Genomic DNA, 26,332 nt, shown 5'->3' with positions numbered 1-26,332 from the left:
TGTCACACTCGCGCCGTACGATCGCTGGCATGGTGGGGCATGTCACCGCGCCCGCGGCGGCGCTGGCCGACCGGTTGCCGGAGTGGGTCACGCTGGTGCGCGCCCCCAACCCGGGGCCGATGACCCTCGACGGCACCAACACCTGGGTGCTGCGGGCGCCCGGCGCCGAGCGTTCCGTGGTGATCGATCCGGGCCCGCTCGACGAGGGGCACCTGCGCGCGGTCGCCGATACGGGGCCGGTCGGCGGGGTGCTGGTCACCCACGGCCACCCCGACCACGTCGAGGGGCTCGCCCGGTTCGTGGAGATCACCGGCGCGGGTGACGACCCCGGAGATCTTCGCATCACCCACTTGCCTACGCCCGGTCACACCGCCGACTCGGTCTGCTACCTCGCGGAGGCTGAGGGTGAGCGGGTGATCTTCACGGGCGACACGATCCTTGGGCGCGGCACCACGGTGGTGGCATGGCCCGACGGCGATCTCGGCGACTATCTGGCAAGTCTGGAGAAGCTGTCCGGGTACGACGGCGTCGCGGCCCTGCCCGGTCACGGCCCGGCGCTGGCCGACTGCGGCGTGGCCGCCCGGTTCTACCTGGCACACCGCCGCGCCCGCCTTGACCAGGTCAGACAGGCGGTATCAGAGGGCGCGCGGAGCGCGCAAGAGGTCGTGGCGAAGGTCTACGCGGATGTGGACCCGTCGCTGTGGCCCGCCGCCGAATGGTCCGTGCGCGCCCAACTCGCGTACCTCGGACACGGCGACGGGGAATCGACTTCGGGCTCGGTGTGGTTGGACTCACCGTGACTTGCCCGGTGTGCGGCACCGTTGCGGTGCCTGGCGCGCGTTTCTGCCACAACTGTGGCGCGGCGTTGCCGGCCGCTGCCTCGCTTCCGGCCGCCGAGCGGCGCGTGGTCACGGTCCTTTTCGGCGACTTGTCCGACTTTACCTCCTGGTCCGAAGACCTCGACCCGGAGCGAGTCGGCGCGGTAACCGACCGTGTGCTCGCCGCGCTGGCCGGCGCGGTGAAGACGTTCGGCGGGCACGTCGACAAGCTCACCGGCGATGGGATCATGGCGGTCTTCGGCGCGCCGGTGGCTCACGAAGACGACGCCGAGCGGGCGGTCCGGGCCGCGCTGAGCATGCAGCGGGCGGTCCGCCGGGTGCTCGACGACGAGCGGGGCGGCGGCGCGCCGCTGGGCCTGCGCGTCGGGCTCAACACCGGCGAGGTCGTCGCCGGCATCCAGGCCGCGATCGAGTACACGGTCATCGGCGACACCGTCAACACCGCCGCCCGCCTGGCCGACGCCGCCGCGGTGGGCGCGGTCTACGCCGGCGCCCGCACCTCCGCGGCCACCCGCCACGTCGCGTCGTGGCGCGAGCTGCGGCCGCTGCGGCTCAAGGGCAAGCGCGAGCCGGTCGCGGCGTACGAGCTGCTGGGTCTCCACGACGCCCCGGGCACCCGCTCCGGCGTCGGCGACGAGGCGCCGTTCGTGGGGCGCGAGGCGGAGCTGGGCCGGGTGGCCGGTCGCCTCGCCGAGGTGATCGAGAGTGCCGAGCCGCGCGTGCTCGTGCTGACCGCCGAGGCCGGCATCGGCAAGAGCCGCTTCGCGTCCGAGGCCGAGCGGTTCGCCGCGGGATACGACGTGAGCGCCGGGCGATACACGACCACGACCGGCGCCCGGGTGCTCTCGGTGCGCTGCGCCGCGTTCGGCGAGCGCCGCCGCCTGGCACCCCTCGCCGATCTTGTGCGCGCCGCGATCGGCCTGCCGCGCGACTCGGCCACCGCGGTCACCCGCCCGGTCGTCGAGGAGCGGCTCAAGAGACTTGGCCAGCGCCTCGGCCGGTTCCGGTCCGATCCGCCGCCGGTCGCCGTCGAGCTCCTGCTCGCATTGATGGGGTACGGCGAGACGCCCACCGCACACGGTGTGCCGGCCGGGGTCGCGGAGTGGACGCCGGACACCGCCGCCCCCGACGTCGAGGCCACGCCGATCGCGGTCGCCCAGCTGCTCAGCGGGTTGGCCGGCGAGGTGCCGCTGCTGGTGATCGTCGACGACCTGCACGACGCCACGCCGGAGACGATCGAGGCGCTGGGCGTGACGCTGTCCCACCTCACCGGCCCGGTGCTGGTGCTGGTGCTGGGGCGGCCCGAGCTGGTGCGCACGGCCGGCGCGCTGACCCGGCTCGCCGACGCCGAGGTGCACCCGCTGCCCCCGCTGCGCGGCGCCGACGCGGCCCGGCTGCTCACCTCGTACCTGCGCGGCGGGCGGCTGCCGCAGGCCGACACCGACCGGCTGCTCTCCACCGCGCAAGGCAACCCGTTCTACCTGGCCGAGCTGGTCACGCTGCTCATGGAGCGCGGGGCGCTCACACCGGTGGCCGGGGCCAGCGGCACCTGGCGGCTGGCGCCTGGCTCGCTCGGCAGCCGGCTGCTCTCCCGCGACCTCGCGGCCGTGCTGGCCGCCCGCATCGACGCGCTGCCGGCCGACGCGCGGGCCGTGCTCCGCGACGCCGCGGTGATCGGCGACAACGTGCCGGAGGGCACCCTCGAGGCGCTGCGCGAGCGGCGGGCCGGCCGCGACGGGCGCCCGACCGCGGTGGCCGCCGTCGAGCTGGAGCGGGCCGTCGACGAGCTGCTTCAGCGGCGCATGCTGCGGCGCACGCGCGACGGGTTCGCCTTCCCCACCCCGCTGATGCGCGAGGCGGCGTACGCGGGTATCGGCAAGGCCGACCTCGCCGAGCGGCACGCCACGTTGGCGCAGTGGGCCGCACCGGCACCCTCCGCGCTCCCGGCCGGGCGGGTCGCCCGGGTGGGTGGCTTCGGCGGGATGACCCCGGCTGACCGCGACGCGTTCGTCGCCGCGCATGTCGAGCGGGCCACGGCCCTGGCCGACGCGGTAAGCCTCCGGCCCGACGCGGTGGCCCGCATGGTGATGCCGCTCGGCGTCGCCGCGCTGGGCCGGGCGGCGCGCCGCTCACTTGCTATGGGCGAGCCGACGCTGGCCGTCGAGTACGCCGAGCGGGCGGTCAAGCTGGCCGGTGACGGGCTGCCGGCCGCCGACCGCCTCGTGCTGGCCCGGGCCCTGCTCCAGACCGGGCGGGCCGGCGACGCGCTGGCCTACGCGGAGAAGCTCTCCGCCAACTCCAGCGACGACGCGGCCGTCCGGGCCGGCGCGCTGCTGGTCATCGGGCGGGCCCAGCGCGTGCTCGGCGAGCCCGACCGCGCGCTGCAGGCCTGGCAGGAGGCCATGCAGGTGGCCACCGAGGCCGGCCTGCCGGGCCCGCGCGCCGAGGCGATGCGGCGGCTGGGCATGGCCGACTACCTGCGCGGGCGGCTGGGGCAGGCGAGCAGCCGCTTCGCCGGGGCGTACCAGGTGGATCTCGCCTCGGGTGACCGCCTCGGCCAGGCCTGGTCGCTCCAGGATCTGGCCTGGGTGACCACGACGCGGGGCGACTTCGCCGGCACCGACGCGGTGCTCGGGCGGGCGGCGCGGCTCTTCGCGGAGCTGGGCGACCCCACCGGGCGGGCGTGGCTGCGCGGCACGACGGCCTTCGCCCGGCTGCTGGCCGGGCGGCTGGGCGAGGCGCGGCGGCTGGCCCGGGTCTTCCTGCCGTTCGGCGAGCGGGTCGGCGAGGCGTGGGCGGTGGGCACGCTACGGGCGGTCGAGGCGTTCGCCGCGGCCGAGCTGGGCGACCTCACCGAGGCCGACCGCGGCGCCCGCCGGGCCTACCGCGACTTCGACGCGGTCGCCGACGACTGGGGGCGCGGCTTCGCGCTGGTGGTGCGCGGGGCGATCGCCCGCGGGCTGGGCGAGTTCGAGCACGCGATCGACCTGCTGACCGACGCCCTGTCGTATGCGGACCGCATCGGGCACCCGCTGCTGACCGGCATGGCCGGCACCACGCGCGGGTTCGTGGCGCTCGACAGCGGCGACGTCGAGGCCGCCGCCCGTGACGCCCAGGCCGTGATGACGAAGGTCGAGCCCAACAACCCGCTCGCGCCGGCACAGGTCGGCCCGCGCGTGCTGCTGGCCCGCGCCCGGCTCGCCGAGGGCGACGCGGCCACCGCGATCGGGCTGCTCGCGCCGATCGCCACCGCGGCCACGCGCCCGGGAGTGGCGGGATCCGACGCGACTGGCGCCGGCCGCTCGGGGCGCCCAGCGAGCGCGACCAGCACGGCGCCGGGGCTCCTTTTCTCCCGGCGGCAGGCCCTCGCGGCGTACGCGGCGGCGCTGCTCGCCGAGGGCCAGCAGCCCCAGGCGCTCGACTGGGCCCGGCGGGCGGTGGCCGCGCCGGCCGAAGACGTGCGCAGCTGCGTGGTCGCCGCCGAGGTGCTCGCGGAGTCGCTCGCCGCCAGTGGCCAGCGCGAAGAGGCACTCGCGGCGGCCGACGAGGCGGTGCGGCACGCGTACGGGACGCAGCGGGTGGCCGAGCGAGCGGGAGCGGACGCGGTGCGGGAGCGGCTCGGCCGAGTGTCTTCGGTACCTTCTAACCCGTGACCGAGAGGGCTCCGAGTGCGCTGCCGCTGCCGGTGGTGCCGGGCCTGTCCGGATTGTCAGTGCTTGCCCGCGGTGGGTACGCCACCGTGTACCGCGCGATCCAGGAGTCGGTCGCCCGCGAGGTCGCCGTCAAGGTGGAAAACCGCACGCTCGACAACGAGCGTGACCAGCGGCGCTTCCTGCGCGAGGCGCGGGCGGCGGGTCGCATGTCGTCGCACCCGCACGTGGTCGACCTCTTCGACGCCGGCGTGACCGCCGACCAGCACCCATACCTGATCATGGAACTGTGCGACGGCTCGTACGCCGACCGCATGCGCGACGCCCCGCTCGAGCCGTCCGAGGCCCGCGAGGTGGGCATCAAGATCGCCGACGCGCTGGCTGACGCGCACCAGCTCGGCGTGCTCCACCGCGACGTCAAGCCGGCCAACATCCTCCGCTCCCGCTTCGGCGAGCCGGCGCTCGCCGACTTCGGCCTCGCGATCCTGGCCGAGACCCGCGACTCGTCGGTCACGCTAGAGGTGCTCACGCCGGCGTACGCGCCGCCGGAGATGTTTCGCCACAGCGCGCCGTCGCCCTCCGTCGACGTGTACGCGCTCTGCGCCACCCTGTACGCGGTCATGCGCGGCAAGCCACCACGCTGGCGCGAAGACCGCAACCCGAGCCTGATCACGCTGATGGAGCTGTTCAACCAGCCCATCCCGGACCTTCCCGGCGTGCCGCGCGGGCTGATGGAGGTGCTGCGGCACGGCATGGCCAACGAGCCGGAGTCGCGCCCGTCGGCCGAGCAGCTGCGCGACATGCTGAGCGGGGTGTCGCTGACCGAGCCGCCACGCGGTGTGTACGTCTCGCGCTCGTACACCCCGCCGGTGGCGCCCGCCTCGCCCGCCGTCCCCGCCTCGCCCGAGCTCGCCTCGCCGAGCCCGGCGTATCCGGTTTCGCCCGGTGTCGGGACCGGGCACGCCGGCCACTCCGGGCCACCGCCGAGCCATATGCGCGCGCCGGCATTCGTCCCGCCGCACGACAACACCCCGACGGTCGGCACCAGCCGGCGCCGCGGCCTTCAGTGGATCATCGGTGGGGTCGCGGCGTTCGCCCTGCTCGCGGCGGTCAGCGCGACCGCCTGGTACGTCGCCGGCCGCCCCGACCCGAACCCCAGCCCCACGGCCCAGTTGCCGACAAGTGGCGCCCCGCTCCCGTCGCTGGCCGGCGGTGCGCTGCCGGGCTGCCTGCTACCCCTCGCCGGCGGCCGCTGCCCCGAAGAGCTGGAGTGCTACGGCCCGGCCGACTCCGACGGTCCAGGCATCCGGGCGCAGCGCGTCGACTGCAACAGCCGGCACACCTGGGAGGCGTACGCGGTGGGTGACCTGCCCGCCGGCGCCGACCCGGGCGAAGTCGCGGACCAGCCGGCGGTCAAGGCGCTGTGCACGGACAGCACGTTCCTGCGCACGACGCTGCTCATCTCCGCACAGGGCTGGGAGTTCGAGGTGCTGCGACCGGACGGTGACCGTACGTTCCGCTGCCTGGCGGGCAAGGGCCGAAACGCCCTCCAAGGCCCGACGCTGGCGCGGTAGCCGAGGACGGTTGATGGGTCGACTGTCGCGCCCGCGCGCGTTCGAGCTGCTGCCCTGGCTGCCGACGGTCGTCGGCGTGGTCGTGTTGGTCGGCCTGCTCGTGTTCGCGCTCGTGAGCCTGCGCCCGGACGACCGGGAGCCCGCACGACCGCCGGCACAGGCCGACACGCCCCCGTTCCTGGCCGGGCCGAGCGTGCCGGACACGCCGACGAGCACCCCCGCCGTCGCGACCCCGGAGGCGACGCTCAACTCGCCGCGACGCCCGACCCCGTCCCCCTCGCTCTCCCGGGCGATCGAGACTCCGGCGCGGCGCCCGCCCGCCCCAGCCCCCGACCTCACCGGTCGCTACCGGACGGTGCAGACCTTCGACGGCGGCTTCATCGGCGAGGTGCTGGTGACCAACTCGTCCAACGCCGGTCGCAAGTGGACGGTACGGCTGCGCTTCCCGCCGACGATCGGTCCGATGCGCACCTTCTGGGTGGAGAGCGCACCGCAGGCGACGCTCAAGCAGGAGGGCGAGGTGTTCGCCTTCACGGGCAGCGTGCCGGTGGGCGCGCGGGGCTCGGTCGCGCTCCGCTTCCAGTTCGACCGCAGGAACGCCGTGACCACCCCGCTGACCTGCGACGTGAACGGGACGGCCTGCACGGCACTTCCGGCCGAGTGACAGTGACCCGGATCACTGTAGACTCGCGCCATCGTCATACCTCGATCGCGAGGGCAGACCCATGCGCCTGTTGCCAGCCGCCATGGCGGCCACTCTCGTCGCACTGACTCTCACCGCCGGGCCGGCAGCCAGCGCCGACCGCTCCGGAGTCCGGGTGACCGACGCCGGACCGGCCCGCTTCTGGACCGGCAGCGTGCGGGCCGACGGCCCCACCAACCCCAAGGTCCCGGAATGCGCCGCGGTCCACTGTGACCGGCTGCGGCTCACCGTGGCCCTGCCGCCGGGCACCTGGCGCCGCCCCGGCGGCCTCCAGGTCGCCATCCGGTGGGCCGGCGTCACGGAGGGCGCGCTCGGCCTCTTCGTCTACCGGGGCAACCGGCTCGTCGCCAAGTCCAACGCGGGTGTGGGCATCGCCCAGTCGCTGCTGATCCCGTCCGCGGCCAACGGCACATATCACGTGTACGTGGCGTACGGCGTCACCTTCGGCGCGGTCGACCCAGACCCCGTCATCTCGTACGAGGGCCTGGCCGAGGTGGAGTACCCACCGTCCGCCCGGCCGCCGCGTGACCTGCTGCCCGACCTTCAGGCGCTGCCCCAGGAGAACGTCACCTACGACAACCCGGGGAGCATCTTCGGCGACACCTCCGAGCCCGGACAGTCCTGTTTCGACAGTGAGCGGGCAGAGCAGGGCGCGGTGCAGTGCCTGCGCTTCGACCAGGTGCTGGAAAACGTCGGCGAGGGCCCGGTGGAGCTGAGGTTCACCCGCGAGACCGGCGTCTTCCAGGACGAGCCGGTCGCCCAGCGGATCCACCACTCGAGCGGCACCTACACCGACCGCCCGGCCGGTCTCGTCGAGTTTCACCCGGTGCACGGCCACTACCACTTCAAGGCCTTCGCCCAGTCGGAGCTCTGGCGCGCGGACGCCAACGGCGCACCGGTGGGCACCGCACCCGCGGCGGTTGGCGACAAGGTCAGCTTCTGCGTCGCCGACACCGACCTCGTTTCGTTCGGCCGCAAGGGCGACGCGCCACTGTCCTACCCGGCACCCGACTGCCTCGACCCGAAGCAGGTCGTCGGCACGACCGAGTACTTCTGGTACGGCATCTCGCGGGGCTGGGCCGACCGCTACAACTGGTACCTACCCGACCAGTACATCGACACGGCGGGCTTGACCGACGGGACGTACGTGCTGTTTACCCGCGTCGACCCGGAAGACAAGCTGCTCGAAGCCGACGACGCCAACAACTGCGGCACCGTGATCGTCCAGCTGACCGGCCTGGCGACGTCCACCCCACGCGCCGACCTCCGCGGCACCGGCCCGGCCTGCACATAGGAGACCGCAGGGCGGCGCGTAGCCGGTAACGCGGCGTAGACAGACAGGTGAGAGGGCCCCGTCGTCGCGAGGGTCAGCCTTCGGGGCGGTTGAGCAGAGCTACCGCGATCGTGTGCACCGCGGCCAGGTCGGCTGGGTTGCTCAGGGTGGCCCGGCCGCCGGTCACGGTGTACCACTCGTCGGCGTCTTTGTACTGCACGCGGAGGGTGACGATGCTGCCGGAGACTTCGCTGCGTAGCGTCAGGTCGCCGGTGACGACGCCGACCTCGTCGGTCATTACGCCGCCGGGACCAGCGGTGATGTCAGTGGTCTGATCGGCCATCACCGCAGTCTAGGGACGCTACTCGCGGGCGGCCGGGCAGGTGTCCAGCATGTCCGACAAAGCGGCTTTCTCCGCCGTGGTGATCCGCAGCCGCCAGAAGTGCTTCACCGCGATCCAGTCGGCCGCGTACTCGCACCAGAAGTCGCGGTTTGCGGGCTTCCACTGTGACGGGTCCTGGTCGCCCTTGGCGCGGTTGGACGTGGCGGACACCGCGCGCAGTTGAGGGCGGCTGAGGTCGTTCGCGAAGTCGCCGCGGCGGTCGTCGTTCCACTTGTCGGCGCCGGAGCGCCAGGCGTTTGCCAGCGGCACCATGTGGTCGATGTCCACGTCGGACGGATCGCTGAAGGTGCGCCCGTCGTACGCGCTGACCCATCGACCGCCGACCACGTTGCAGCCGCTCAGCTTGATGTTCTTGCCGTCGCGCTTGAGGACCGTGTCGCGCACGTCGCAGTTGCGGCCGGCGTCGCGCCAGTGTGGAAAGCGGTCGCGGCTGTATCCACGCATCGAGCTCGACTTGGTGACCGTGAGCTGGCCGAGCAGGCGGGCCGAGTCGGCGGCGGCGGGTGGCGTGCCGGTCGCGCCCGTGGTGTCCTCGACCGGCACGCAGCCGGCCAGGGCCAGGACGGCGACGCAGAGCGTGGAGATCAGGCGCACCTCTTCAGCTTGCGGGTTGCGCGGCGATCCGCACGGCAACCCGGTGTGGTTTCGGCGTTTCGTGGCTTAGGCCGCATCTCGCTGGGAAGCTGTAGCGGTGAGTGGCAGCCTCCGGCTCGGCACCGGGGCGGACGTACATGCTCACGCTCGCCGCGTTCGTACTGCTCGGCGGCTCGCGCTGGGTGACCGGTACGGGCGGCGGCGGATCTTCATGGTCGGCGTGCTGTGGTTCACGGCCGCGTCTGTCCTGTGTGGTCTGGCCGTTGGCGTGGGATGGCTGGTGGCGGCCCGCGCGCTACAGGGTCTCGGCGCCGCGCTGCTCGTGCCGGGCTCGCTCGCGCTGCTCCAGGCGAGCTTTCACCCGGACGAGCGGGGCAAGGCGATCGGCGCCTGGACCGGGCTGTCCGGCGTGGCCACCGCGGCCGGCCCGTTCGTCGGCGGGTGGCTGATCGACGCGCTGTCCTGGCGTGCCATCTTCTTCCTCAACGTGCCGCTGGCGCTGGTCGCGTTGTTCGCCGCGATCCGCTGGGTGCCGGAGAGTCGCACGCCGCGGGTGGAACGGTTCGACGTGGTGGGCGCGCTGCTCGCCGCGGCCGGGCTGGCCGGCGTCACGTACGCCCTGATCGAGAGCGCCGACCGCGGCTTCGGCTCGTGGTCGGTGCTGCTCTCCGTCGCCGCCGGTGTGCTCGCGTCGACCGCCTTCGTGCTGGTCGAGCGGCGGCGCGGGCCGGCGGCGATGCTGCCGCTGTCGCTCTTCGGGTCGAGGCTGTTCAGCGCCCTGAACGTGTACACGGTCGCCGTCTACGCCGCCCTCGGCGGGCTGTCCTTCTTCCTCGTCGTCTACCTACAGAACGTGGCCGGCTTCTCGGCCTTGGCCGCCGGCGCGTCGATCCTGCCGGCCACGCTGCTGTTGCTGATCGGCTCGTCGTGGTCGGGCGCGCTCGCGACGCGGCTTGGCCCGCGCCCGCAGCTCACGGCCGGGCCGCTGGTCGCCGCTGCCGGGCTCCTGCTGTTGCGCGGCGCGGAGCGAGACGCCAACTTCTGGACCGACGTGCTGCCGGGCACCGTCGTCTTCGGCGCCGGCCTCACGCTGCTTGTCGCGCCGCTGACCGCGACCGTGTTGGGCGCCGTCAGCGACGAGCACGCCGGCGTCGCGAGTGGCGTGAACAACGCCGCCGCGCGCGCTGGCGGGCTGCTCGCCGCCGCGGCCCTTCCGCTCCTCGTGGGACTTTCGGGCACGGCGTACGAGCAACCCGACGAACTGGCCGCCGGTTTCCTGGGCGCGATGTTGTGGTGCGCCGGGCTCCTAGCGGCCGGGGCGGTGCTCGGTCTTGTGTTGGTGCACCGCCCCGAAAACCAGCGCGTCGCTCCTAGCGGGCGCGGTTGACTGCGCTTGTCACGGCCTTCATCGAGGCGGTGACGATGTTGGCGTCGAGGCCGACGCCCCACACCGTGCGGCCGTCCACTTCGCACTCCACGTACGCGGCGGCCTGGGCGTCGCCACCCGCGGACATCGCGTGCTCGGCGTAGTCGAGCACGCGTACCTGGATGTCGACGGTCTGAAGCGCGTTGACGTACGCGTTGATCGGGCCGTTGCCGACCGCCACGAGCGCGCGCCGCTCGCCGCGGAAGGTCACGTCGGCCTCGATCTCGACCTTGCCCTCCACAGTGGACGTGGCGTACGTGTGCATGCCCAGCGCCGGCTCCTCCTGGTGGTCGACCAGGTACTCCGTCGCGAAGATGTCCCACATGCGGCCGGGCTCGACCTCGCCGCCCTCGGCGTCGGTGAACTGCTGCACCACGCCGGAGAACTCGATCTGGAGCCGCCGGGGCATGTCGAGGTGGTGCTCTTCCTTCATGATGTACGCCACGCCGCCCTTGCCGGACTGCGAGTTGACCCGGATCACGGCCTCGTAGCTGCGGCCCAGGTCCTTGGGGTCGATCGGCAGGTAGGGCACCGCCCACTCGTGCTTGTCGATCGTCACGCCGGCGGCCGCCGCGTCGAGGGCCAGCGCGTCGAAGCCCTTCTTGATCGCATCCTGGTGTGAACCGGAGAACGCCGTGTACACAAGGTCGCCCGCGTACGGGTGGCGCTCGTGCACCGGCAGCTGGTTGCAGTACTCCACCGTCCGCTTGATCTCGTCGATCTCGGTGAAGTCGATCTGCGGGTCGATGCCCTGGGAGAAGAGGTTGAGGCCCAGCGTCACCAGGTCGACGTTGCCGGTGCGCTCACCGTTGCCGAAAAGACACCCCTCGATGCGATCCGCGCCGGCCAGCAGGCCCAGCTCGGCGGCGGCCACGCCGGTGCCGCGGTCGTTGTGCGGGTGCAGGCTCAGCACGACGCTGCTGCGCCGGGGCAGGTGGCGGTGCATCCACTCGATCGAGTCGGCGTACACGTTGGGGGTGGCCATCTCGACGGTGGCCGGCAGGTTGACGATCAGCGGGCGGTCGGGCGTCGGGTCGACGACGTCGATGACCGCGCCGCAAATCTCCAGCGCGTAGTCGAGCTCGGTGCCCGTGTACGACTCCGGCGAGTACTCGTAGAAGATCTCGGTGTCCGGGGTGTGGATCTCGGCGTACTTCTGGCACATCCGCGCGCCGTCGGTGGCGATCGCGGTGATGCCCGGCCGGTCGAGGCCGAAGACCACGCGGCGCTGGAGCGTGGAGGTCGAGTTGTAGAAGTGGACGATCGCCCGCTTTGCCCCGCGCAGTGACTCGAAGGTGCGGTCGATCAGGTGCTCGCGGCACTGGGTCAGCACCTGGATCGTGACGTCGTCGGGGATCAGATCCTGCTCGACGAGCTGGCGTACGAACTCGAAGTCGGTCTGGCTGGCCGCCGGAAACCCGACTTCGATCTCCTTGTACCCCATCTGCACCAGCAGCTGGAACATCCGCCGCTTGCGCTCGGGGGACATCGGGTCGATCAGTGCCTGGTTGCCGTCGCGGAGGTCGACCGCGCACCAGCGGGGCGCTACTTCGACGCGGCGGGTGGGCCACTGGCGGTCGGGCAGCTCGATGGAGAACTGCTGGTGGTACGGCTGATAACGCTGGTATGGCATGCGGCTGGGCCGCTGCCGAGCGATGGGATTTTGATCTTGAACGCTGCCGGCAGACATTGCGAAACGCTCCTGGGAGTCATGGGCGGTGGAGGATCCGGACAAGAAAGCCGGCGCACACGCCAAACTCCGCGACGAGGTGCCGGCCTAGAGGGCCTCGTCGCGGCGGCGAAGAAGGAGCGCCTGCCACATGACAAACGACACTCTAGGTGATGGGAACCTGGTTTACCAAGAGCTCGGCGACGGGGACGCGGGTGCGCAGGGCCGTCTCCCAGACTCGAAGCTCGGGCGGGAGCATGGCCGGGTCACCCACCCGCCCCACCGCTACGACGACCGAAGGGCGCAGGTCATCGGCGAGTTCGAGGTCGGCGCGGAGGCCGGCGGCATCGAAGTCGGTGATCTGGTGGACGTGCAGCCGCAGCGCCGTCGCCTGCACCGTGAGATGCGCCACGGCCTGCCCCAGGTCGTACACCGCGTGGGGCAGCGTCGCGTGATCGAGGTGAGCCGCGACGAGGAGCGCCGAGGCGTTACCGGCCCAGTGCTGGCACTGGGTGGAGAGGTTTTCCAGGATCCGCTTGTACGTCTCCTCGTTACGCCGGCCGACGGCGAACCGCCACGGCTGGCTGTTGGCGACCGATGGCGCCCACCGGGCCGCCTCGAGCAAAGAGCTGACATCGTCGTCGGACAGCACGGCGACCGGGTCGAAGGCGAGCGGGCTCCACCGGGTCGCGAGCAAGGGGTGTAGCTCGGACATGGCGCCGAGTGTGCCGTATCGGACGCTCCGTCACCACTTGGGGGGTCACCCGGCGTGTCCGGTGATCCACTCAGAGTTCACGCGGACGGAGTCACCGATGGGGTGACGGTTGGCGACGGTGGGGCCGCCATCCCCAGCGGCTCCTGAGCCACCACCGGGCCGGGCAAGGCGATCGCCGGCGGCGCGGCGGATGGCGCGCCGGCGAGCAGGAGCGTGCCGAAGCTCACCTTCGCCCCGGTGAGCGTGCCGTCCGGGGCGTAGCAGTAGATGCCGGCGTCGATGGGCGCGTCGACCGACGCGGTGGTGGTCTCGACGGAGAAGCACGCGCCGCTGGCACCCGGCAAAAGCTGCGCGGTCGAGACGGACAGCGGCGCGGTGCGGTCGGTCAGCACCTTTCGCCAGTCGGTGAACGGGTGCTGCACCCGCGGGTCGATGCCCCGGTCGAGCGCGCCGTCCGGGTCGGCGACCCGCACGCAGGCCGGCTGCACGGGCCGCTCGGCCGAAGGGAGCGCGCACTGGAAGAGGCCTTCGGCGTTTTGCGCGATCGAGACGTCGGCCGTGCCGCCGAGCGCGCCGGACGGCACGTCTACCCGCCAGCTGCCGTCGGCGGCGGAGGTCAGCACGACCGTGCGGTCTGAGCGGCCCGGCGCCGACCAGGTGTAGAGCGCGGTGATCTTGCGGTCCTGTGCGGCCGCCGCGAGCCCGGCGAGCTGCACCCGGGCGTCCGGTGCGCCGGTGGGCGGCGTGGTGATCGGCGCCTCCTGCTCGGGCGCCGGCTCGTCGGAGCCGCACGCGGTCAGTGCGACGAGCCCGAGGAGGGCCGCGGTGCCGGCGATTCCGCGCGTATACACGTTCACATTCTCGTGTCCGGGCCGGGGCGGAGCGGGTGACACGCCGGGCGCGCGCGTGTCCTGCCGGCCGGATGCTGGGATCGCGTGTTCGTACCGTCACAGGGCGCCGGTAACCTGGTGTCGTCTTACGCGGCGCCGCCGGCCTCGGACCGGCGGCGTTGGCACGTAGATGACGATGTGGAAAGGAGCGCGGCTGCCGTGGCACTCGTCGTGCAGAAGTACGGCGGTTCGTCGGTCTCGGACGCGGAGCGGATCAAGCGGGTCGCTGAGCGGATCGTGGCCAGCCGCAAGGCGGGCGACGACGTCGTCGTGGTCGTTTCGGCGATGGGTGACACCACCGACGAGCTGCTCGACCTCGCTCACCAGGTGAGCCCGGTGCCGGCCGGCCGCGAGCTCGACATGCTGCTGACCTCGGGCGAGCGCATCTCGATGGCGCTGCTCGCCATGGCGATCCACAATCTCGGCTTCGAGGCTCGGTCCTACACCGGCTCGCAGGCTGGCGTGATCACCACATCGGTGCACGGCAAGGCGCGGATCATCGACGTGACGCCGGGCCGCCTGCGCGGCGCGCTCGACGAGGGCGCGATCGCGATCGTCGCCGGCTTCCAGGGCGTCTCGCAGGACACCAAAGACATCACCACGCTGGGGCGGGGCGGCTCCGACACCACCGCGGTCGCGCTGGCCGCCGCCCTGCGGGCAGACGTCTGCGAGATCTACACCGACGTCGACGGCGTGTTCACGGCAGACCCGCGGATCGTTGCCAACGCTCGTCACATCAAGCAGATCACGTACGAAGAGATGCTGGAACTGGCCGCATGCGGTGCGAAGGTGCTGCACTTGCGCAGCGTGGAATACGCACGGCGGGCCGGATTGCCCATACATGTCCGCTCGTCGTACTCGCACAACACCGGCACCATGGTCACCGGATCGATGGAGGACCTTCCCGTGGAGCAAGCACTGATCACCGGGGTCGCTCACGACCGTAGCGAGGCGAAGATCACGATCGTCGCCGTTCCGGACGAGCCTGGCGCCGCCGCCCACATCTTCCAGACGGTGGCCGACGCCGAGACCAACATCGACATGATCGTGCAAAACGTCTCTACCGAAGGGACCGGCCGCACCGACATCTCGTTCACCCTGCCGAAGACGGACGGGCCGACCGCGATGGCCGCGCTGAGCAAGGTGCAGGAGAAGGTCAAGTTCAAGGGCCTGCTGTACGACGACCACGTCGGCAAGGTGTCGCTGGTCGGCGCCGGGATGCGCTCGCACCCGGGCGTGGCCGCCAAGTTCTTCGCGTCGCTCGGCGAGGCCGGCGTCAACATCGAGATGATCTCCACATCGGAGATCCGGGTTTCCGTGGTCTGTCGCGACACCGACCTGGACGCCGCCGTGCGCGCTGTGCACGCCGCGTTCGACCTGGGTGGTGCGGAAGAAGCGGTCGTGTACGCCGGGACGGGGAGGTAGGCATGCCGATGCCAACGCTCGCCGTTGTCGGCGCCACCGGTGCGGTCGGCACCGTGATGTGCGATCTGCTCTCCTCCCGCCGCAACGTGTGGGGCGAGATCCGCGTCATCGCCTCCGCCAGGTCGGCCGGCCGCAAGCTCCAGTGTCGTGGCGAGGAGCTGACCGTCCAGGCCCTCACACCCGAGGTGTTCGACGGTGTCGACGTCGCGATGTTCGACGTGCCCGACGAGATCTCCGCCGAGTGGGCGCCGATCGCGGTGTCCCGCGGTGCGGTCGCGGTGGACAATTCCGGCGCGTTCCGGATGGACAAGGACGTGCCGCTGGTCGTCCCGGAGATCAACCCGGAGCAGCTGCGTAACCGGCCCAAGGGCATCATCGCCAACGCCAACTGCACCACGCTCAACATGATCGTGGCGGTCGCTCCGCTCCACCGCGAATATGGCTTGCGCGAGCTGGTGCTCGCCTCGTATCAAGCCGTCTCCGGTGCCGGCCAGGCCGGTGTGGACACGCTGCACGACCAGCTTGCGAAGGTCGCGGGAGATCGGGTGTTGGGAGGGCGTCCGGGCAATGTGCGGCAGGCGGTCGGCGACGACCTCGGCCCGTTCCCGGCGCCGCTCGCGCTCAATGTGGTGCCGTGGGCCGGTTCGCTCAAGGAGGCCGGCTGGTCCTCCGAAGAGCTGAAGATCCGCAACGAGTCGCGCAAGATCCTCGGCCTGCCCGACCTCAAGGTCTCGGCCACCTGCGTGCGGGTGCCGGTGGTGACCGGCCACTCGGTGGCCGTGCACGCGGTCTTCGGCACCGAGGTCGACGCCGAGGGTGCCCGCGAGGCGCTGCGCAACGCGCCCGGCGTGATCCTTGTCGACGACCCGGCGGCGGGCGAGTTTCCGATGCCGATCGACGCGGTCGGCACCGACCCGTCGTGGGTGGGGCGGCTGCGCCGCTCGATGGACGACCCGCGCGCGCTCGACCTCTTCGTCACCGGTGACAACCTGCGCAAGGGCGCCGCGCTTAATACCGCCCAGATCGCCGAGCTGCTCGCCGCCGAGCTGGCGAGCCGCTGAGCAGGGTGCGCGTCACCGGTCGAAGGTAAACAGTCGCTCGCCGGCCGGCAGCTCCGCGGGCGGGCCGTTGTAGACGTGCGCACCGGCGCCGAAGCCCGCTTCGCGGTCGGAAACCCAGAGCGCGCTGAAGCCGGCGGCCTCGAACCAGTCGCAGATCGTCGGCACGAGGTCGGGTGGCTCGCGGTGGCGGGTCCAGACGACGGTGGCGCCCGCCGCGCAGAAGCCGGGCAGGTGGTCGATCGTGCGGTGTATGTCGCCGTCGCTGATGTTGCCGAAGACGCCGCAGACCAGCACGATGTCGGCGGGGACCGCGCCCGCGTAGTTGGCGGTGTCCGCCGCGTCGCCGACGAGCACCTCGATGCCGGCGGGTGCCGGGCGCCGGGCGGCTTCCGCGTTTTGCGGATCGAGCTCGACGAGGCGTCCGGTGACGTCCGTGCGGCGCGGATGGTCGGCGAGCACGCCGAGGATGTCGCGCCCTTGACCGGCGCACATGCTAACCACGCGGATCGGCCCGGGTGGGCGCCGATCGAGGGCAGACCGGATCTGCTGCTGGACGGCATCGAGGCGTCTGGACAGCGACGACGCCGGATCCTCGTACGCCTCGTGCCACCGGACCCAGTCCCTCCCCGCCATAACCCACGACACTAGTGAGCTTTCGCGGTCGGGGGTTGGCGAGCCTGGCCACAATGCACGGTCAAATCCGAGACAGAATTTTTCCCAGGTCCCCGTCAGCTGCGGACCGCATGCTCCCGCGGGCACCGTTCCCGGCCGGCGGCTCGCCAGGGCGAGCCGAAATCCCCGGCCGTCCACTGCCAGGTCCGCGCGACAAGTCCCCCAGGTGAGTTCCACGCCCCTACCTGCAACATCCTGACGCAGCGTTACCAACGTCGGGGGCCGGACTTCGAGATCCACGCCGTGTCACCAAGCGGCGCACCGACCCCGCGGCAGCCATCCGGGAAGGTCCGACCCCCGGTGGGCTTGCGACGCGGACCTGGCAGCGGCCCGCAGCTGACCCGGGCCCGGGGCAAACTCCATCTCGAGGCACACCACGACTGCGTCACCCTCGCAGATCTTGCCCACCGCCAGCTCCCGCAGACACCGCTCCCGGCTCGCGGGGGGAGCCGAAATCCCCGGGCTGAGACCAGCGTCAATAGCGGGATGCGCAATTGGACTATCGTTTGCGGTGACATCGTCGATCATGATCGCGGCCTCGCGGAGAGGAGCAGTGGTTGCCCGCCGACCCGCCTCCTCCGCTGAAAAAGGCCCTCTATTTGCTCGCCGGGGTCTTGGCGACGGTCGCGGTCACGATTTCCACGGGCACGCCCTCCAACCCGTTTCGGTGGGTCGCGCTGGTCATTGGCGCGTTGATTCTGGTCCTTTCCACGACCGGCTTTGTCAGCGCCGGCAAGCCGCCTTCCGAGGGTCCGCCGCGACGGCGGATCGTGACCCGGCGGAGGATCGTGCTGGCCGGGCTGGCCGTGCTGATCACCGGCACCCTTGTCTGGACGGTGGTGCCGCGCGCGCCGGGCTGGGCCGATGCGGCCGGCGTGTGGTGGTCGGGCTGCGACCACCCCACGATGGTGCGGGTGCTCGCGACCCCGGAGGGCCTCGAGTCGACCAGGCGCCTCGCCGACGAGTACCAGCGGCACACGGCGCACGAACACCACGGCTGCCCGGCGGTGCGGATGCACGTCTACGCCGAGCCGCCTGACGAGGCACGCGAGCTGCTCCACAACGGTTGGCCCACTGTGGACGGTGGCGCGTATCCCCGGCCGGACCTCTGGCTGCCCGGCTCCGCTCTGCACGTGAGCGAGGCTCTCGCCGGTTCCACGGATCGTCTCGTGGCAGTGACCACGACGGTGGTGGCCTCGACCCCGATCGTCTTGGCCGTGCCCGCCGGGGAGGCGGCACGCGAGGTCGACGGTGCGCGCCACGGCCGCACATGGTCCGAGCTGATCGAGATGGCGGGCGATCGGGATTGGGGGCTGGCGCGGCCCGACCCGGGCGTCTCGACGGTCGGCCGGCTCGCCACCGTCGCCCTGTACACGAAGGAGGGTCAGCCCGATCGCCTGGCACCCCTCGGCCGGCTGCGGACGGTGGAGCAGCAGCTGGCCCGCGGTCTCGACGAGGGCCACTACACGCTCGGCACCGAGGCGAGCCTGCTGTGCCAGCACCGCAGGGAAGGGGTGTCGCCCACCGCGGTGATCGTGACCGAGCAGGCGATGGTGCGGTTCAACCAGGGCGCCGCACTCGGCGCGCGATGCACCTCTGCCGGCGCCCCGCTGCCCGAGGAGCGGATCCTGACGGCTTTCTACCCGGCCGACACGTTCACTCTCGACCATCCGGTGGTGGCGATCCGCTGGGCCGACACCTCATCCGCCCAGCGGGCGGCGGCGGACGCGTTCACGGCGTGGCTGAAGTCGCCCGGCGGCCGATCCGTCCTCCTCGCGCTGGGCCTGCGCCCGCAGCGCACCACGATCAGCGACCCGGTGAGCCGGCGGTTCGGAGCCGTGCCCGCTCTCGGCTCGGCGCCTAAGGCCCGGGCGCTGCCGGCGGAGCCGACCGTCGAGGCGGTGCTGGAAACCCAGCGGCGCGCCGCCCGCCACAGCCGCGTGCTGCTGGTGCTCGACGCCTCCGGCTCGATGGGCCTCGCGGTGCCCGGCGCCAGAGCGACGCGTTTCGGGGTCGCCGCCGAGGGCGCCAACACCGCGCTGTCCTATCTGGGCGAACGCGACGAGTTCGGCCTGTGGGTCTACCCGGGCACCCCGGGCACCGCGCGCACTCTCGTGCCGATCGGCCCGGCCGGCGCGCCCGCTCGTCGCGACGCCGCCGCCCGCGCGCTCCGCACCGTGCGCCCGGGCGGTCCCACCCCGCTCTACGAGGTGATGCGGCAGGCGGTACGGTCCGTTGGCGCGAGCGACGACAACCGCGCCGCCGCGGTGGTCGTCCTGACCGACGGCCAGGACCAGAACGCGACACTCACCGAGGGCAAGCTCCGTGACGACGCCCGCGCCCGGCAGGTACGCGTCTTCGTGGTGGCCGTCGGCGCGGCGAGCTGTTCGCGTCAGGGCCTGGCCGACCTCGCGGACGGCACCGGCGGCGCCTGCTTCGACTCCGAGCTGAGGAGCATGGACACGGTGCTCGAAGACCTCTTCAGGTCGCTGTGGGGAGGGTCCTGACATGTCGCCCTTTGGCTGGCTGCGGCCCGCCGTACGCAGCGGCCGGCTCTGGTCCGGCTTCGCCGCCGGCGTGGCCGCGGGCACGGCCCTCACGCTGGTCGGCGCCAACTACCTGGCCGATCGCGGCGGCGGCAAGCCGATGGAAGACGGCACGATCGTCATCCTCAGCAGCTTCGACGAGAGCATCGGCAAGCAGCAGCTCGCGCTCGTGGAGCAGTGGAACGCGACGCATCCGAAGCACAAGGCGGAGTTTCGGGAGCTGCGCGGAGTCGCCGACGACCACTACAGCCAAATTGTGGGCCAGGCCGAGGCGAGCAAGAGCGACGTGGACATATTCAGCCTCGACGTGCCCTGGGTGGCCGAATTCGCCGACCGCGGTTTCATCCACGAGATGCCGGTATCCGATGATGAGCTGGACGGCTTTCTCACGCAGCCGTTGGAAACGTGCCGCTGGGCCGGAAAGCTGTGGGCACTGCCCTTCTACACGAATGCCGGCCTGCTCTATTACCGCTCCGACCTCGTCGACGACCTCGAACCGCCTACGGGCTGGTCACAGCTCACCAACTACATCACCGAGGCGTTCGACGCACTCCCGGACGACAAGCAGCCCGCCGCCGGATATGGCGGCCAGCTAGCCGACTACGAAGGCCTCACGGTCAACGCGCTCGAAGCGATCTGGGCGGCCGGCGGAGACGTCGTCGACCGCGGCGGAAACGTGGTCGTCGACTCACCCGAGGCCCGCGAGGGACTGCGCGGTCTCGCCACCGGACTGGCACGCACGAATCCGCAACTCATCGACCGCGAGGCCCGCTCCTACGACGAGGCCGAAACCACCCGGACGTTCCGCGAAGGCCGCCTCCTCTTCATGCGCAACTGGCCGCTCGCCCTCCGCGACCTGGAGACGAGCGAGACCTCGTCCATCAAGTACGACGTGGTGCCACTGCCCGGCCCGAGCGTGCTCGGCGGCCAAAACCTCGCGATCGCCAACAGCACCGACCAGCCGGTGGCCGCCAAGGCGCTGATCCGGTTTCTGACCAGCCCTCGCAGCCAACAGATCCTCTTCGAACGCGGAGGCTTCGCCGCGACCCGCGAGCTCGTCTATCACGACGGCAGCGTCAAGGAGCGGTACCCGTACGCGCAGACGCTGCTGTCCGCCCTGCGCATCGCCCGCCCCCGCCCGGTGACACCGCATTACGCGCAATTCAGCAGGACGTTCCGGGCCGGCGTAAACGAGGCGCTGGACAACGACGGCGAGCTGCCCGACGACTTCACGTCGCGTCTGGACGCCGCGCTCGACGGCCGCAGTTAGGCCTCCAGGGCGGCGAGGTCGCGCTCGGCGTAGCGGCGGTGCTCCCACTCCTCGTTGAGCACCACCAGCAGGCATTCGCGGACCGGGTAGCTGCGCGGCTCCGGCCAACCCGGCCCCTCGACCGGCTTGGTGTGGCCATCCAGCGTCTCGGCGGTAAGCCCGTCGACGAACCGGCGGACCGACGACATCCGATCGCGACGCAGCTCCAGGACCGTGTCGAGTGAGGGCCGGACGGTACGGTCACGCGGCACGCCAGGTGTGTCAGGCATCTCGTCCCACGGCAGATCGAGCGGATGCCAGGGCGACGGATCGCCGAGGATCGCCCGCCGGACCCAGGAGTCGGTGGCAAAGGCAAGGTGGCGCAGCGTCTCGATGAACGACCACTCGCCGCCGACCGACTCGTGCAGCAACGCCGGATCGAGCTTGCGCGCCCGCTCCACGGTGCCTTGCCACAGCCGCTCGACGATGTCCCACGCCTCCCGGAAGCCGGCCGGATCGGTGGGCCGCATCTTGGCGCGTTCCGGGTCGCGGCGGTCCAACTCCGCGTCCACCAACGGGGCGATGTCGACACCGTTGATCGTCAGGCCCTGGATGTCGCCGTAGATGTCCGCGTCGACAAGGTCGACATTCTTCATCTCGACCCTGCTGAGATCGACGGCGCGGAACCGGGCGCCGCTCAGGTCGACGGTGCGGAAGTCAGAGCCGCTGAGGTCGACCCGCCCGAAGCGCGAGTCACGCATGTCGGCGCGCTGGAAGTCAGCCATGGAGGCACGCTAGCCCTGGTTTAGGACGAACGACTGCCGGAAAGGTCCAGAACAGGGCTTCATTGCCCGCGTCCGCGTCAGCTGAAGACCGTTCGCTCCCGCGGGCACCGCTCCGGCCGGCGGCTCGCAGGGCTCGCCGAGATCCCCGGCCTCCGCTGCCGGGTCCGCCGTTCAAGCCCGTCCGGGCAGAGCCAGGATCGTGACCACGGGTCGCGGTCCCGTCACGTCTGGCCATGAAGGCTTTGGTTCGATAAGAAATTGGCTACCGCGATGTTCGTCGTGGTCCAGGCCTCTGGTCCGCTGCTCCCGCGGCTCACCCTCGCGTTTGGACGCGGTCACCCCTCTGCCTCGGCGGATGCGCGGGCCCGTCGCGACGCGGTGCAGCGGTGTTTGTCCACAATGCCTGTTGCTGAACAGGCGACGAGAGATCGAGAACAGGGCTTCGTCCCCCTGGGTAACCGCCGCCGCCGTGCGCGCCGCTCAAGATTCGAGAATTTCTCACCTGAGCCTGCTGACGCTGCGTCACAGACAGCGGCCGGCGAGGCCGGCCCACCCTGTGCGGGCGGGCATGGTCTTGCACCGCGGGCCCGGCAGTGGACGGCCGGGGGTTTCGGCTCGGTCTACGAGCCGCCGGTCGGGAGCGGTGCCCGCGGGAGCAAACGGCCTACAGCTGACGCGGACGTGGGCAAATCTGTCTCCGGGTGTTTCACGAAGGGCGAGACACACTGACCAACCGCTCCCCCGGGGCCGGCAAAGCCCGCCAACGTTTGTAGACGCCCGGCTAGACGTACGACCCGGGTTCGCTTGGTGCGGAGACCACGCTTGGGGCCTCGCCCTCGTCGCCGGGGCGGACCAGCTGCACCTTCACCTCGTGCGCCCGCAGTGCGCCCGAGGCGATCTGCTCCGCCCAGTGGCAGGCCACCTTCGTGCCGCCGATGTCGCGCAGCACTGGCCGCTCGTCGGCGCAGCGGGTGGGCTGGGCCCATGGGCAGCGGGTGTGAAAGCGGCAGCCGTGCGGTGGGTTGGCCGGGGAGGGGAGATCGCCGGCGAGCAGGATCCGTTCGCGGCGGTCTTCGATCTCCGGGTCGGGCACCGGCACGGCGGACATCAGCGCGCGCGTGTACGGGTGCAGCGGCTCGCGGTACAGCCGGTCACTCGGCGCCTCCTCGACCAGCGCGCCAAGGTACATCACGCCGACCACGTCGGAGATGTGGCGCACCACGGCGAGGTCGTGCGCGATCACCAGGTAGGTCAGGCCCAGCTCCTCCTGGAGCTCGTCGAGGAGGTTGATGACCTGGGCCTGGATCGAGACGTCGAGCGCGGAGACCGGCTCGTCGGCCACGATCAGCTCCGGTCCGAGCACCAGCGCGCGGGCGATGCCGATCCGCTGCCGCTGGCCGCCGGAGAACTCGTGCGGGTAGCGGGACAGCGCCCAGTGTGGCAGGCCGACCGCGTCCAGGGTCTTGTTGATGATCTCGCGTCGCTCGGTGCGGCCGGCGCCGATGCCGTGTGCGCCAAGGCCTTCGGTGAGGATCGACTCGACGTTTTGCCGGGGGTCCAGGCTCGACATCGGGTCTTGGAAGATCATCTGCATGCGCCGCCGCATGCCGCGCATCTTGGCGGCCGGCAGCTTGGTCAGCTCCACGCCGTCAAACCGCACCTCGCCCGCGGTCGGCGGGGTGAGCTGGAGGATCGCCCGGCCGAGCGTGGACTTGCCGCAGCCCGACTCGCCGACGAGGCCGTACGTCTGGCCGCGCGGGACGGTCAGGTCGACGCCGTCGACGGCCTTCACGTGGCCGACCACCCGGTCGAAGAACACACCCGTGGTGATCGGGAAGTGCACCTTGAGGCCGCGCACCTCCACCAGCGTTTCGGTCATGACTGTGCCTTCTCTGGCGACGGCGGAGGGACCGGGTTGACGCACCGGTACTCGTGCCCGGTGTGCGTGGGGATCATCGGGGGCGGCTCGCCGACGCAGGCGTCGACCCTGCGGTCGCAGCGGGGCGCGAAGGCACAGCCGTCCGGCCACGGCAGCACGTCGCGCACGGAGCCGCGGATCGGCGTGAGTTTTTCGCCGCGGCCCGCGTCGAGACGCGGGATCGACCCCAAGAGGCCCACCGTGTACGGGTGCCGCCGCTCGGCGAACAGCTCCTTGCGGCGCGCGGTCTCGACCACCCGGCCGGCGTAGAGCACATTGATCGTGTCGCACATGCCGGCGACCACGCCCAGGTCGTGCGTGATCATCATGAGCGCGGTGCCCGAGTCGCGTACCAACTCCTTGAGCAGCTCCAGGATCTGGGCCTGGATGGTGACGTCGAGCGCGGTGGTGGGCTCGTCCGCGATGAGCAGCCGGGGCTGGCAGGCCACCGCCATCGCGATCAGCGCGCGCTGCCGCATACCGCCGGAGAGCTGGTGCGGGTACTCCTTCAGGCGCCGCTTCGGGTCGGGGATGCCGACCCGGTCGAGCAGCTCCGCGGCCTCCTTGCGGGCGGCGTCGCCACTCATGTCGCGGTGGCGGACCAGCACCTCGGTGACCTGGATGCCGATCGGGAGGACCGGGTTGAGCGAGGAGAGCGGGTCCTGGAAGACCATCGCGATGTCGCGGCCGCGCACGTCGCGCATCGACCTCTGGTCGAGCGCGAGCAGGTCGGTGCCGTCGAAGTCGGCTGATCCACGGACCTCGACGCCGCGCTGCCGGGGCAGCAGCCCCATCAGGGCCAGCGACGTCACGCTCTTACCGCAGCCGGACTCGCCGACCAGGCCGACCACCTCGCCAGCGTCCACATTGAACGAGACGCCGTCGACCGCGTGCACGGTGCGCTGGCCCCGCCGGGCGAAGGTGACCGACAGGTCCTTTACATCGAGAAGCGCCATCGGTCACCTCACCTCCGCAGCTTGGGGTCGAGGGCTTCGCGCATCGCCTCGCCGAGGAGCGTGAAGCCCAGCGCCGTGATGATGATGCCGAGTGCGGGGTAGATCGCCAGCCCGGGGCGCACGTCGAGATAGACCTGCGCGTCGGCGAGCATCAGGCCCCACTCCGGCTGGGTCGAGTCGGGGTTGCCGAGGCCGAGGAACGACAGCGCCGCGACCTCGATGATGGCCGTGGCGAGCGTGAGGGTCGCCTGGACGATCACCGGCGCCAGGGAGTTCGGCACGATGTGGCTGATCGCGATCTTCGAGTTGCGCACACCGAGCGAGCTGGCCGCCAGCACGTAGTCGCGGTTGGCCTGCGCGATCATCGACCCGCGCAGGAGGCGGGCGAAGATCGGCACCGACACCATGCCGACCGCGATCATCACGGTGACGAGACTCGGCCCGAGCAACGCCGCCACGCTCACCGCGAGCAGCAGGCCCGGCAGCGAGAGGAGCATGTCGATGAACCGCATCAGGACGCTGTCGACAAGCCGGCCCCACCGGCCGCCGAGGCCGGCCGCGGCGCCGGCGACGCCGCCGATCAGCACGCCGATCGTCAGGCCGATGAGCGTGGAGATGATGCCCACGATCAACGTCTGCCGGGCGCCCACGATCAGCCGGCTGAACTCGTCGCGTCCCTGGTGGTCGTACCCGAGCCAGTGCTCCGCCGACGAACCCGGGATCGAACCAGGCTTGATCACGCCTTCGCGGATGCCCGACTGGTCGACCGGGTCGTACGGAACCAGGAACGGTCCTACGACGGCGACCAGCACGAAGATCGCCAGAATCGCGGCGCCCACGATGGCCGCGGGGTTACGCCGCAGCCGCCGCATCGCCTCCCGCCAGAGGCTGACGCCCTGCTCGTCGTCACGTACGGCGGACAGCTCGGAGAGCCGGTCCAGCTTTTCTTTCTTCTTGCCGGGAGCAAGTGTCATCGGACCCTCACCCTCGGGTCGATCAGGCTGTACGAGATGTCGACCAACAGGTTCACCAGCGCGAAGATCACCGCGATGATCATGATGAAGCCCATCAGCACCGGGTAGTCCAGGTTGCTGATCGCGTCCTTGATGAACGAGCCGATCCCGCTGAACGCGAAGACCGTCTCGGTCAGCACCGCGCCGGAGAGGAGGAGGCCGGTCAGGAGGCCGATCGAGGTGGCCACCGGCAGCATCGCGTTGCGCAGCACGTGGCGGCGGCGCACGGTGCGCTCGGTCAGGCCCTTTGCCTCAGCGGTGCGCACGAAGTCTTCGCCGAGCACCTCGAGCACGCTCGCCCGGGTGATCCGCACGATGATCGCGAGCGGGATGCTCGCCAGCGCGATGCCGGGCAGGACCAGATGCCAGATCGCGTCGCCGGCCGCATCCCACTCCCGGGTGAGGAGGCCGTCGAGCACGAAGAAGTTTGTGATGTGGGTGGCCTCGATCGTCGGGTCCTGCCGGCCGATCGTGGGGAACCAGCCGAGGTTTTCCGCGAAGATCGCCTTCAGCACGTACGCCAGGAAGAAGATCGGTATGCAGGTGCCGAGCAGCGAACCGCCCACCGAGGCCTGGTCGAGAAACGAGCCGCGGCGGCGGGCGGCGAGGTAGCCGAGCGGGATGCCCAGGCCGATCGCGATGACCATGGCCGTGACGGTCAGCTCGACGGTGCCGGGGAAGCGCTGTAGGAATTCGGTGGTCACCGCGCGCTTCGTGGAAATCGACGTGCCCAGGTCGAGCTGGACGAGCCGTTTCACGAAGCGGCCGTACTGGATGAATATCGGCTCGTTCAGACCCAGGCTTTCCCGGATCGCGGCGCGCGACTCGGGTGTGCCGCGCTCACCGAGGAGCGCGGTCTCCGGACCGCCCGGCAGGCGGTGCAGCCAGATGAAGAGCAGGATCGAGAGGCCGAACAGCGTGGGTACCAGCTGCAACAGCCGTCTGACGATGAATCGGAACACGGGCGCCTC

19 protein-coding genes and 2 pseudogenes are annotated in these 26,332 nt (G+C 71.5%); 10 read left to right on the top strand and 11 right to left on the bottom strand.

The annotated features are described in order from the left end of the window. The first annotated feature begins 29 nt into the window (after positions 1 to 29). The 5 genes from AC5L36_RS02410 to AC5L36_RS02390 all read left to right on the top strand — a co-directional run bounded on the left by AC5L36_RS02410 (position 30) and on the right by AC5L36_RS02390 (position 8,060). Positions 30 to 800 carry an MBL fold metallo-hydrolase gene (locus tag AC5L36_RS02410; RefSeq protein ID WP_441220012.1) on the top strand — a complete coding sequence of 257 codons (771 nt, stop codon included), beginning with the start codon at positions 30 to 32 and terminating at the stop codon, positions 798 to 800. After that, complete coding sequence (locus AC5L36_RS02405; protein WP_441220011.1) at positions 797 to 4,492, top strand: adenylate/guanylate cyclase domain-containing protein; 3,696 nt, start codon at positions 797 to 799, stop codon at positions 4,490 to 4,492. The genes AC5L36_RS02410 and AC5L36_RS02405 overlap by 4 nt, the downstream gene beginning before the upstream one ends. Next, complete coding sequence (locus AC5L36_RS02400; protein WP_441220010.1) at positions 4,489 to 6,063, top strand: serine/threonine-protein kinase; 1,575 nt, start codon at positions 4,489 to 4,491, stop codon at positions 6,061 to 6,063. Before AC5L36_RS02405 ends, AC5L36_RS02400 begins: the two co-directional genes overlap by 4 nt. A 13-nt stretch (positions 6,064 to 6,076) precedes the next feature. Further along, entirely contained in the window at positions 6,077 to 6,727 is a 651-nt protein-coding gene (locus AC5L36_RS02395) for a cellulose binding domain-containing protein (RefSeq protein WP_441220009.1), read from the top strand. A gap of 61 nt (positions 6,728 to 6,788) precedes the next feature. Beyond that, on the top strand, positions 6,789 to 8,060 hold the full coding sequence (locus AC5L36_RS02390) for a lysyl oxidase family protein (RefSeq protein WP_441220008.1): 1,272 nt from the start codon (positions 6,789 to 6,791) through the stop codon (positions 8,058 to 8,060). Positions 8,061 to 8,133: 73 nt separating this feature from the next. On the opposite strand, the pseudogene AC5L36_RS02385 reads toward AC5L36_RS02390, so the two are convergent. Further along, positions 8,134 to 8,373: pseudogene (locus AC5L36_RS02385) on the bottom strand (hypothetical protein); the annotation flags it as partial. 27 nt (positions 8,374 to 8,400) lie between these two features. Further along, positions 8,401 to 9,036, bottom strand: coding sequence for an HNH endonuclease family protein (locus tag AC5L36_RS02380; protein ID WP_441220007.1), 636 nt, complete (start codon positions 9,034 to 9,036; stop codon positions 8,401 to 8,403). Positions 9,037 to 9,170: 134 nt separating this feature from the next. On the opposite strand from AC5L36_RS02380, the pseudogene AC5L36_RS02375 reads away from it, so the two are divergent. Then, a pseudogene (locus tag AC5L36_RS02375) lies at positions 9,171 to 10,423 on the top strand (MFS transporter); the annotation flags it as partial. Here AC5L36_RS02375 and leuA read toward each other — a convergent pair. From leuA to AC5L36_RS02360, 3 genes are all read right to left on the bottom strand, one after another. Next, positions 10,407 to 12,152 carry a 2-isopropylmalate synthase gene (gene leuA / locus AC5L36_RS02370; protein ID WP_441220006.1) on the bottom strand — a complete coding sequence of 582 codons (1,746 nt, stop codon included), beginning with the start codon at positions 12,150 to 12,152 and terminating at the stop codon, positions 10,407 to 10,409. The pseudogene AC5L36_RS02375 and the gene leuA overlap by 17 nt on opposite strands. Before the next feature lie 145 nt (positions 12,153 to 12,297). Then, complete coding sequence (locus AC5L36_RS02365; protein ID WP_441220005.1) at positions 12,298 to 12,846, bottom strand: nitroreductase family protein; 549 nt, start codon at positions 12,844 to 12,846, stop codon at positions 12,298 to 12,300. A 77-nt stretch (positions 12,847 to 12,923) separates the two neighbouring features. Further along, positions 12,924 to 13,697 (bottom strand): hypothetical protein, encoded by a 774-nt coding sequence (locus tag AC5L36_RS02360; protein ID WP_441220004.1) that lies wholly within the window; start codon positions 13,695 to 13,697, stop codon positions 12,924 to 12,926. Between the two features lie 198 nt (positions 13,698 to 13,895). Here AC5L36_RS02360 and AC5L36_RS02355 point away from each other — a divergent pair, with 198 nt between their 5' ends. Then, a complete protein-coding gene (locus tag AC5L36_RS02355) occupies positions 13,896 to 15,161 on the top strand; it encodes an aspartate kinase (protein ID WP_441220003.1) in 1,266 nt (421 codons plus the stop codon). Positions 15,162 to 15,163: 2 nt separating this feature from the next. Then, on the top strand, positions 15,164 to 16,222 hold the full coding sequence (locus tag AC5L36_RS02350) for an aspartate-semialdehyde dehydrogenase (RefSeq protein ID WP_441220002.1): 1,059 nt from the start codon (positions 15,164 to 15,166) through the stop codon (positions 16,220 to 16,222). A 12-nt stretch (positions 16,223 to 16,234) separates the two neighbouring features. Here AC5L36_RS02350 and AC5L36_RS02345 read toward each other — a convergent pair whose 3' ends face one another. Next, positions 16,235 to 16,855 carry an SAM-dependent methyltransferase gene (locus tag AC5L36_RS02345; RefSeq protein WP_441220001.1) on the bottom strand — a complete coding sequence of 207 codons (621 nt, stop codon included), beginning with the start codon at positions 16,853 to 16,855 and terminating at the stop codon, positions 16,235 to 16,237. A gap of 596 nt (positions 16,856 to 17,451) precedes the next feature. Here AC5L36_RS02345 and AC5L36_RS02340 point away from each other — a divergent pair. Both AC5L36_RS02340 and AC5L36_RS02335 read left to right on the top strand, forming a co-directional pair. Beyond that, positions 17,452 to 19,401: a vWA domain-containing protein gene (locus AC5L36_RS02340; protein WP_441220000.1), complete on the top strand. Its 1,950-nt coding sequence runs from the start codon at positions 17,452 to 17,454 to the stop codon at positions 19,399 to 19,401. A 1-nt stretch (position 19,402) separates the two neighbouring features. Further along, positions 19,403 to 20,710: an extracellular solute-binding protein gene (locus AC5L36_RS02335; RefSeq protein ID WP_441219999.1), complete on the top strand. Its 1,308-nt coding sequence runs from the start codon at positions 19,403 to 19,405 to the stop codon at positions 20,708 to 20,710. Here the strand turns inward: AC5L36_RS02335 and AC5L36_RS02330 are convergent. The 5 genes from AC5L36_RS02330 to AC5L36_RS02310 all read right to left on the bottom strand — a co-directional run bounded on the left by AC5L36_RS02330 (position 20,707) and on the right by AC5L36_RS02310 (position 26,323). Next, on the bottom strand, positions 20,707 to 21,474 hold the full coding sequence (locus AC5L36_RS02330) for a DinB family protein (protein ID WP_441219998.1): 768 nt from the start codon (positions 21,472 to 21,474) through the stop codon (positions 20,707 to 20,709). The genes AC5L36_RS02335 and AC5L36_RS02330 overlap by 4 nt on opposite strands. 781 nt (positions 21,475 to 22,255) lie before the next feature. Then, complete coding sequence (locus AC5L36_RS02325) at positions 22,256 to 23,353, bottom strand: ABC transporter ATP-binding protein (RefSeq protein WP_441219997.1); 1,098 nt, start codon at positions 23,351 to 23,353, stop codon at positions 22,256 to 22,258. Beyond that, on the bottom strand, positions 23,350 to 24,348 hold the full coding sequence (locus AC5L36_RS02320) for an ABC transporter ATP-binding protein (protein WP_441219996.1): 999 nt from the start codon (positions 24,346 to 24,348) through the stop codon (positions 23,350 to 23,352). The genes AC5L36_RS02325 and AC5L36_RS02320 overlap by 4 nt, the downstream gene beginning before the upstream one ends. Before the next feature lie 8 nt (positions 24,349 to 24,356). Then, the gene (locus AC5L36_RS02315) at positions 24,357 to 25,322 is read right to left on the bottom strand and encodes an ABC transporter permease (RefSeq protein WP_441219995.1); all 966 of its coding nucleotides are present in this window, start codon (positions 25,320 to 25,322) and stop codon (positions 24,357 to 24,359) included. Then, entirely contained in the window at positions 25,319 to 26,323 is a 1,005-nt protein-coding gene (locus AC5L36_RS02310) for an ABC transporter permease (RefSeq protein ID WP_441219994.1), read from the bottom strand. The genes AC5L36_RS02315 and AC5L36_RS02310 overlap by 4 nt, the downstream gene beginning before the upstream one ends. Positions 26,324 to 26,332 lie beyond the last annotated feature (9 nt).

The organism is Phytohabitans sp. LZ39, assembly GCF_059359075.1.
This window is presented reverse-complemented; position numbering and strand designations above follow the sequence as displayed.